This is a genomic window from Synechocystis sp. FACHB-383, from assembly GCF_014698605.1.
In the GTDB taxonomy this organism is placed as follows: domain Bacteria; phylum Cyanobacteriota; class Cyanobacteriia; order Cyanobacteriales; family Microcystaceae; genus Synechocystis; species Synechocystis salina.
This window is the reverse complement of sequence record NZ_JACJTJ010000036.1, coordinates 24,655-33,429: the sequence shown is the minus strand read 5'-3', so window position 1 is coordinate 33,429 and position 8,775 is coordinate 24,655. Positions and strand designations below refer to the sequence as shown.

Annotated in this window: 9 protein-coding genes; 2 read left to right on the top strand and 7 right to left on the bottom strand. The window is 46.3% G+C overall.

The window, feature by feature from the left end:
• Nucleotides 1–251: 251 nt before the first annotated feature.
• The 5 genes from H6G45_RS10410 to H6G45_RS10390 form a co-directional block, all read right to left on the bottom strand.
• A complete protein-coding gene (locus H6G45_RS10410; RefSeq protein WP_190598377.1) occupies nt 252–899 on the bottom strand; it encodes a hypothetical protein in 648 nt (215 codons plus the stop codon).
• Between the two features lie 415 nt (nt 900–1,314).
• On the bottom strand, nt 1,315–2,238 hold the full coding sequence (locus H6G45_RS10405; RefSeq protein WP_242018131.1) for an EamA family transporter: 924 nt from the start codon (nt 2,236–2,238) through the stop codon (nt 1,315–1,317).
• Between the two features lie 56 nt (nt 2,239–2,294).
• Nucleotides 2,295–2,969, bottom strand: coding sequence for a phosphoribosylformylglycinamidine synthase subunit PurQ (purQ, locus tag H6G45_RS10400; RefSeq protein ID WP_190598376.1), 675 nt, complete (start codon nt 2,967–2,969; stop codon nt 2,295–2,297).
• On the bottom strand, nt 2,966–3,268 hold the full coding sequence (gene purS, locus H6G45_RS10395) for a phosphoribosylformylglycinamidine synthase subunit PurS (RefSeq protein WP_190598375.1): 303 nt from the start codon (nt 3,266–3,268) through the stop codon (nt 2,966–2,968). Before purS ends, purQ begins: the two co-directional genes overlap by 4 nt.
• Nucleotides 3,269–3,364: 96 nt before the next feature.
• Nucleotides 3,365–3,961, bottom strand: a complete 597-nt coding sequence (locus H6G45_RS10390) for a GNAT family N-acetyltransferase (RefSeq protein WP_190598374.1) — start codon at nt 3,959–3,961, stop codon at nt 3,365–3,367.
• A 76-nt stretch (nt 3,962–4,037) separates the two neighbouring features.
• Here H6G45_RS10390 and H6G45_RS10385 point away from each other — a divergent pair, with 76 nt between their 5' ends.
• Both H6G45_RS10385 and H6G45_RS10380 read left to right on the top strand, forming a co-directional pair.
• A complete protein-coding gene (locus H6G45_RS10385; protein ID WP_190598373.1) occupies nt 4,038–5,027 on the top strand; it encodes an ABC transporter substrate-binding protein in 990 nt (329 codons plus the stop codon).
• Between the two features lie 2 nt (nt 5,028–5,029).
• Nucleotides 5,030–7,453: a PAS domain-containing hybrid sensor histidine kinase/response regulator gene (locus H6G45_RS10380; RefSeq protein WP_190598372.1), complete on the top strand. Its 2,424-nt coding sequence runs from the start codon at nt 5,030–5,032 to the stop codon at nt 7,451–7,453.
• On the opposite strand, the gene H6G45_RS10375 is transcribed toward H6G45_RS10380, so the two are convergent.
• Nucleotides 7,450–7,950 carry a pentapeptide repeat-containing protein gene (locus H6G45_RS10375; RefSeq protein WP_190598371.1) on the bottom strand — a complete coding sequence of 167 codons (501 nt, stop codon included), beginning with the start codon at nt 7,948–7,950 and terminating at the stop codon, nt 7,450–7,452. The two genes, H6G45_RS10380 and H6G45_RS10375, sit on opposite strands and share 4 nt — an antisense overlap.
• Entirely contained in the window at nt 7,947–8,750 is an 804-nt protein-coding gene (locus tag H6G45_RS10370) for a hypothetical protein (RefSeq protein WP_242018130.1), read from the bottom strand. The genes H6G45_RS10375 and H6G45_RS10370 overlap by 4 nt, the downstream gene beginning before the upstream one ends.
• Between the last annotated feature and the right edge of the window lie 25 nt (nt 8,751–8,775).

The following is an 8,775-nucleotide window of genomic DNA, read 5'->3' as shown; positions in this document are numbered from 1 at the left end:
GATTATGCATAGCGTTCCAGGTTTTGAGTGGTATCTAATCCTAGAACGCGACCTCCCCTCTTTTCTACAATCCCCACCTAGACTGCTTTTCACTTCTTTTGTCAGTCAATCAGGTCCCCAAAAAGCCACAAAATCTACTCGATATAAATTATCTGCATGTTCTGAGTCAATAGCCCTTAAATCTTTTTTGTTTAAAGAATGCCACTGTATCCATGATTGAGGCAATAGCATTGGCACTCTCTCATCATACTTCATGTTAAATTTTTTTGCATAATTTTTAAAAAAATTGCTTCTTTTTCAGTCTGAATTTCCAACAAAAAACGCCTAAGACTTTCATCTGTATGAGCGTCAAGATTGTATATTGCTTGCAAATTTTTATAGCTAAAATTTGGATAAATTTCATGTTTACTCTGAATGATCATGGTTTTATTATTCATTTCATACTCGATCTTTTGGAACCCGTCATCACTGAAAATTCTGACATGAGGTTTGTCTTTTCCGAAGGGTAAACCAGCAGGAAATTGTCTCTTGAATAAGTTATATTTTTTATCCTGATTGTCAGGTTTTAACAACTTGACACGATACTCATCAACAATCAAGCCTTCTTTAGTGCATATATTCTGTATGTTTTCTTTTCCGTTTTCATCAAAATAAGATAGTGAAAGTGCTAATTCTATGACTTTTAAGAATTTTTCTACGTCGACCACGTTACTCCAATCAATAGACGCATAATATTCTTCTATGCGCGATCGCCTTTCGCCATTTATATTACTATTGCGCCTAATTTGACTTGGTTGAATACCAGCTCCCTGAAATACATCATTGATTTGGCGCAAAACCAATTTAGTACAACAAATTTCTCTAAATTCGATACGTAAACCTACTGAAATGCATTCCATAATAATACTCTTGTCAAGTTGATTTTAAGTTGCTCTTTTATTTCTTTCAATAAGCAAGCAAGTTAGTGCCTTTGTTGTTGTTTTGTCAATGACAAATTAAAGCCTGACTTGGGGATTCTTCCTCTAATTCTAAAAGAATTTTTCTTGATACTCAGCAATTCCATTTTTTAGAGAAGGATCGGTTAACTAAAATTTTAATGATTGCTAGTTTTTTCCAGATGGCTGACGCAACACTAAGTCTCCAGCACCAATATTTCACTCAGACTGAATCCATTGTACGCTTATCCTTTTGGGAATCAAGCGGTAATGCTGAAGCTCTTTCTGAGAAACGTGTAACGGTGCTGATACCAGATTAAAGAGACGGAAATAGAATGCTCATCAAACAAATTAACACTGAACTATCCATTGGTGATGGCTATATCAAAAACAGCAAAATTTGATCCACCAAATTAACTTCGTCGAGGGCGATGAGGGCTACCCCAGCAGTGATTACGCCAATACCCAGCCAACGAGCCAGGGGAATGGTCTCCTTGAGCAAAAATTTGGCCCCTAATAAGCTCATTACATAACCAAGCGCTCCTGCCGGTCGAATCAGGCTAATATCCGTCCAACTGAGTAGGGAAATGAAGGTGACAAAACTAATAGTTTGGCAACCAATGCCTCCTAAAACTGAAGGATGGGAAAGGATACGACCAATTAATTTGACCATTTTCAGGGGTGATTGCAAGCTCACAGGGCCAATTTGTTTCATGCCCCGGGCGATTAATACGTCCCCAGCGGAATCGGTAAAAATTAAAATTAGAATACCAAACCAGACTCGGGACAGAGCAATGCCCACCGGAAATAACCACAATGGCGATCGCCGGGAAGACTTCACTGGAACGGCAGGGGTCGGGCTAAACTTTTCCCGCATCAATTGGGAGCGGTGACGATGTTCCGACCAACAGACAATGAACACGCCACTGGCAATCATAAAGGTGGCGAGCCAACGGTAAAAAGAAACTTCTTCCCCCAGTATTAGCCACGCCAGTAGGGCATTGAGGATATAGCTGGAAGAAAATAGGGGGAGAACTAAACTTAAATCCAGTCGAGATGTGGCAGTGAAATAAAGGAACAGAGCAAACAATAACGTGATTACCCCCACCACAATCCAGGGGGAAGTGAGCAGATAGAGAAACAATGTCCACAAACCCGCCAGGCTATAGTCCTCCACTGAGCCAAACACTTTCATGCCCTGGCTGAGCCAAATATCCCCCAAAACCTGGGTGGTGACCATGGTTAACAGGAGGCCAATGGTTTTCCACTCCCTTAACGTTAAGCGTTTAGCTCCGGTGAGCAAAGTTAATGATCCTCCTCGTCCAGGTGTTAATGCAAAACTTGCTTTGATGGACTAACCTAACCGACGAACATAGCCAGACCATCCGTTGCTTTGAGTAGGCGATCGGCCGCCCGTTCTGGGTGGGGCATCATACCCAAGACGTTGCCTTGACCATTGGTAATGCCAGCAATGTGGTGTAAGGAGCCGTTGGGATTACTGTCCGCAGTCATTTCCCCCTGGGCGTTGCTGTAGCGGAAAAGAATTTGGCCGTTATCTTCCAACCCTTTTAACGTATCCTCATCGGCAAAATAGCGGCCTTCACCGTGGGCAATGGGAAGGGTGATTACCTGTTGAGATTGATAGCCCTGGGTCCACGCAGTTTGGTTACTTTCCACCCGCACCGATACTCGGTCACAGATAAAATGTAAATCCCGGTTGCGGATTAAAGCCCCCGGCAATAACCCAACCTCCGTCAGGACTTGAAAACCGTTACAGATGCCCAACACCCTTTTGCCTGCCTTGGCATGGTCAATGATGGCGGCCATGATGGGGGAAAATCTGGCGATCGCCCCACAGCGGAGATAATCGCCGTAGCTAAAGCCCCCTGGCAAAACCACCACATCCACCCCATGGAGATCGGTTTCCTGGTGCCAAATAAACCGGGTCGGCTGGTCTAACAAACCGGCGGTGACGGTGGCAATGTCCCGATCGCAGTTGGAACCGGGGAAAACAATAATACCAAAGCTGGTCATGGCGTGACGGCACCTTCTAGGGCAGTAATTTCAAAGCAATAATTTTCGATCACCGTATTGGCCAATAGTTGGTCACACATGGTGTCTAGCTGTTGGGAAGCGGTGGCTTCGTCCGGGGCCTCGAGGATTAATTCGATATATTTACCAATTCTGACCTGGGAAACGCCATCGTACCCCAATTGTTGCAAACCGGATTGCACAGCAGTACCGGCGGGGTCCAGCACGGAGGGACGGAGGGTAACGTAAATACGACAATGGTAGGAATGGGACATGGAGGGCCTTACCGGGGAATCTGCCACTGTTAATCCTGCCTTAGAAAGTCTTTCTCGGCAAGGTTAAAGCCGTGGGGTCAATTAGGCTGACCAGATTGGGAAAATCGGCGGCAATTGCCATAGCTACCAAGTTTTTTGCATTAGTAGGGCGTGGGGGGAAAAGCCAAATTTTTCATACAGTTCCTTGGCTCCTTGGTTGTGGGTAAAAACCTGTAACGCCAATCGCCGATCGCCTCTTTGTTCACCCCATTGTTGGGCCTGGGCCATCAAAGCAGTGGCAATACCCCGACGACGGTGGGCCGGCTCCACATAGAGCATAAAAATGTGGCCATGGCGATCGCCCGTGACCTGATCAACGGCGTTACCGAGCCAAAGGCCGGCAATGGGCTGGGCACAAGCAGTTTTTTCCCCTTGGTTATTTCCCCTCTGATCCTGTGCTGGCAGGTTAATTTGGGCCATCAATCCCAAGGGGTCTTCCCCGACGGAAAAACTATTATTATGGTGAATAGGGCTCCCCTGGCCAGCCTCCGGAGTGACCCACCACAATGGCGATCGCCAAGAAAAATAACTTTCCACTGTTTGTCCCAAATGGGAGAAGTCGTGCCGTTCTGGAAAGAGGGCCTGGTAAGTACGCTCCAAAAAATCCACCAGTAACCGTCGATCTCTGGTCGTTCCCTTATAGAGACAATAACCGGGGGGACTTAAGGCTGATTTTTCCATGGTTGCTGAACGGTATTGACCAGAGCAAGCAAATTGACTAAAATTTGCCAGTTTTTCCCATTTTCCCCAGATCGCCATGAAGTATCCCCTCAAAAACCTGCTAGGGTTTGGGCTCACTCTTATCCTAACGGCGATCGCCTTGGTCAGCCTGAACCAAAGACAGGTTTTGCAACCCCTCACCGTGGGCATGAACGACTGGCCTGGTTATAGCGTCATCCTATATGCCGAAGCTAAGGGCCTATTCACCAAGCGGGGACTAGACGTTAAGCTAGTTCATTTTGAAGAACAGAACGACAATCTCCGGGCCACCATGCGGGGCTACCAAGATGCTAGTTTTGCCCCCCTGCCCCAGGCCATGCAATTAGATTTTCCCCAAGCCACCCCAGAGTTCATCCTCGTTGCCGATGTTTCCGCTGGTTCCGACGGCATTGTGGCCCGGCCGGGATTAAATTTCATGGCCCAAATGGCTGGCAAAAAAATTAGTGCTCGGTTTGGCAGTATTGCCCACGTAATTTTGCTTGAAGCCCTGTGGGCCAACGATCTAGACCTGAACGAAGTGGAAATTGTTGACATACCCAACGAAGAAGGGATTGCTCACCTCAAGGATGGTTCCATTGATGCGGCAGTGCTTTGGGAACCGCTGTTGCACAAAACAGCCCAAGAAATTGGGGGTAATATTATCTACACCACCGCAGAAATAGACAGCATGGTGGTGGATGGTCTGATAACCCGTGCAGAAGTGGTTGAGGAAAAACGAGAAGAATTAATTCGCTTCATTCAAGTATGGCTGGAGGTAATGGATGCGGTGGAAACTAATCCCCAGGAGGTTTTCGCCATTGTGGCCCAACAATTAGAGGTCCCTGTGGAAGTCTTTGTCCAAGGTTTCCAGGGTATGATTCACGGCGATCGCATCTTGAATGAAGAAATGTTAATGCAAAGACGATTAGAGTCCATCATTGCCAGAAACTATCGATTATTACAAGAAAGTTGTCGTCATCGCTTGATTATTCGAGATGATATTGCCATAAATTCCCGACCATTTTCCCAAGCTGTGGAGCGTCTTTAGCTATGGTTCAGGACAAACCCACTTTTACCCGCCCCCTACGTTACCAGTTGCTGGCTGGTTGCGCCCTCATTCTCCTGTTTACCAGTGCCATAGCTATAGTTTTTACCAGGCAACAATTACAAGAAAAATCAAGAATTAATATTACCAGAAGAGCCCAGCGATTGACCGAAGGCTTGGAATTTGCAGCGGAAGGTTTGGTGGAGACCAAGGACGTTTATCGTCTCAATCGCTTAGTGCAAAATTATGCGGCTTGGCCCAATGTGCAAACAATTTCAATCATCGATCCTAACGGTGTTATCATTGCCCATGGCGAGGGGATAAAAATAGCACGGGGAAAAAAATATGCTCAAATCGCACCAGCTCTTTTTCCTATTTTTGAACAGGTTTCCATCAGTGGCATTCCCCAATCTCGAATTACCAAAGTTGATGGTGAAGAAGTGGTGGTTTATGCTCTTCCCTTTAATACGTACTCTTTTCCTGAGCAGGGAGAAAGTTCCCATGACCAAAATAGCCACCGACGGGGAGTGGCAATCACAGTCCTAGCAAAACAGGAATTAAACCGAGAGGTTAACCAGGCACTTTTATTAGTAGTGGCTTCATTCATTATTGGCACTGTGGTCATCGTTCTGCTATTGGGTTTACTAATTAGATATTCTGTCTTGGCCCCTTTGGGTAAACTGCACCGGGCATTAATTAATTATGACAATGTTGAGCAGTTTAGTTTGCCTCCCCTACCAAGTAACGAGATTGGTTTCTTGGGGCAAACCCTGGTGCATACCTTCAATCAATTGCAGATTTATCAACGGGAAGCCCTAGAAATTGCTGAAAGGAAATATGTGGAAATTGCCCAACGCTACGAATTGGCTTCCCAAGCCACTAGGGTATGGGTGTGGGAATGTCAGCCCCAACTGCACTACTTTGAAGTGGATCCCAATTTGATTACCTGGCTCGGCTTTGAGCAACCCCTGGAGCGGGGAGATGGGGATTTTTTCATTCACCCAGACGATCGCCCTGTGTTTTGGCAGATCATTGAGCAAAGTTTGGCCGACCCAACAATGGAACTGTCAGTAGAACTCCGTTTAGAAGACGCTGAAGGCCAGATTTATTATTGTCTGTTACGTGGGCAAATTCACCTGGAAAAAGATCAATTATTTACTAGGATTATTGGCACGATCGCCGATATTACGGAGATTAAGAAAGCAGAAGAACAATTAAAACTTTCCAACAAAATTTTAGCCAAAGCTACCCAACTGAAGGATGAATTTCTGGCAAACATGAGCCACGAATTGCGCACTCCCCTCAACTCCATTTTAGGCATGGCTGAGGCTCTACAAAATCAGTTTTATGGTCCCTTAAACGGCAAACAAATTCAGTCTTTGGAAGTGGTGGAAAGAAGCGGCAAACATTTACTTTCCTTGATCAATGACATTCTTGATCTTTCCAAAATCGAAGCTGGCAAGATGGATTTAGATTTGGAATCAACTAATTTACTGACGTTGGTTAATCATAGTTTGACATTTGTGCAACACTTTGCACTACAAAAGCGAGTTAATTTATCATCCGAAATACTACCCAATCTACCAGATGTGGTGGTGGATAAACGAAGGATTTGTCAGGTTCTAATTAATTTACTCAACAACGCCATTAAATTTACGCCTGAAGGGGGCAAGGTAATCCTACAGGTTAACTTGGTCATGGAAGAAGGGGCTCCTGATCACCATGGTCAATTGCCCCAGTTACATCTTACAGTTATAGATACAGGTATTGGCATTGCGGCGGAAAGATTAAGTAATATTTTTGAGCCTTTTGTGCAGATTGATAGTGCCCTCAATCGTCGTTATGAAGGTACAGGATTAGGTCTTTCTCTAGTGAAAAAAATTGTTGAACTCCATGGAGGTTTGGTAGGTGTCACCAGTGAATTAAACCGGGGTAGTCAATTTTTTGTCGTTATTCCTTGCATTCTTCAAGATGGCGTTGACCAACCTCCCCAGGGCGAATTATTTAAGGTTTCTAGCATTAATAATCCGACTCCAACAACCATCACTTTAATTAGTGAAAATTCCGCCTATGCCACTACCCTGAGTAGTTATTTCCGAGCTAGGGGTTACCAACTGCAATGGTTAAATTGTCTGTATCCAACCGCAGCGGAATTAACCCAATTAGTCAAACTAGATGATCAAGCCTGTCATTTATTGGTGATGGATTTAGCCAATGCAGGGACAGAAGTGAAGGGGAAGTTGGATGAAATTCGTAAATTCTTCGGCTCTAGCCCTGTCATAATTATTGCTTTAGTGGATGCCACAGAGCAGACAAAAGGGAACATTGCCCAACTGGAAATTGCCACCGACAAATTATTAGTTAAACCAGTGCGTTCCCATCGCTTAATGGAAATTGTCTGGGAAGAGACTTGTCCTGTTCCCCGCTAACGACGGGAACCATCGGGCATGGTTGTTTCGTTAAATTCTGCCTCTTCCAAATTGGCATCGGTCAAGTTCGCCGCCGTTAAATTGGCCTGAGCTAGGTTGGCTCCTTTCAGGTTAGCTCCGGTTAAATCCACATCCCGGAGAAAACTCCGCTCCAAATTAGCGTCGCTCAAATCCGCCCCGGCCAGATTAGCTTCGGTTAACGCTGCTTCGGTTAAATCTGTTTCACTCAGATTTGCCCCCGCCAAATTGGCCCGGTCCAACAACGCTCGCCGTAAATTCACCCCGGATAAATTTGCCCCTGATAAATCAGAACGGTTCAAGCGGGCATTTTCCAAATTAAACTCCCGCAGGTCTGCCCCCGCTAGATTGCAATCAAGACATTCCCCTTTCTCCCGCAACTGTGATAGCGGATCAATTTCTTCCGTGGGCTGATTACAAGCCGTTAAAGCTAAGATTCCCACCAATGATAGGGTTAGGCTGAGTTTTTTGTTATTCATGGCGATCTCAGTTCCTCTAAAGTTTTTTGTTGGGGGGAGAGCAGATAAAACGCATCCCGTCCGGCATTATCACTGACGATGTGGAGAAATTGGGCTGGTTTGTCTTGGCGATAGACTTCGTATACCCGCAGTCCCGTATCTCGATAGCTTTCACTCAGGCGGAAGCCTTCTGCCTCCAAACGGGCTTGGAGGTCTTGGGTGACGGCTCGCACCGTGGCCCCTGGCAGAAAATGACAGTCATCTGAGCCGTAGCACCCCGATTGAGCCCCTTCTAGGTGGGCAATACCAGCAATGAGTTCTCTCTTGGATTCCGGGACAGAGGAAGGAGAGGGTTCAATACTTTTAACCTCGCTCTCAATCTCCTGCCTTTGGTCGGGGCTGGGTTGTGGATCTGATTCAGGCTCAATCTCTTCGTCCTGTTGCCTTGGGGTCGATTGGCTTGCGGGCGCCTTTACCGCTTTGGGGGGGGCTTTGGGTAGGGCAGTGGTTTGGGGAGGAGATGGGGGCGGTGTCACAACGCTAGGTACTACTTCGGGAACCGATTGAGGCCCAGGGGGGGAAGGCGCTAAAGCTTGGGGGGATTGCCGGGGCGGCGGTTCGGTTATGGGGGCTGGTGTCACTAGGTCAGTAAGGGGGACTGTGGCGATCGCCTCGGAAGCAGAATCATTTGATGGAGGGGGGAAAGACTGCAACTCCAGTGCCGGTGGGGGCAAGGGTAACCATAGCAACCCTGCATGGATGGCAGACGCACAGATAAAAGCTAGGGGAAATTTTAATTGATGCCAGGGGAGAGGCCACATGGAATCCAAAAAAAAGGGAGAAACA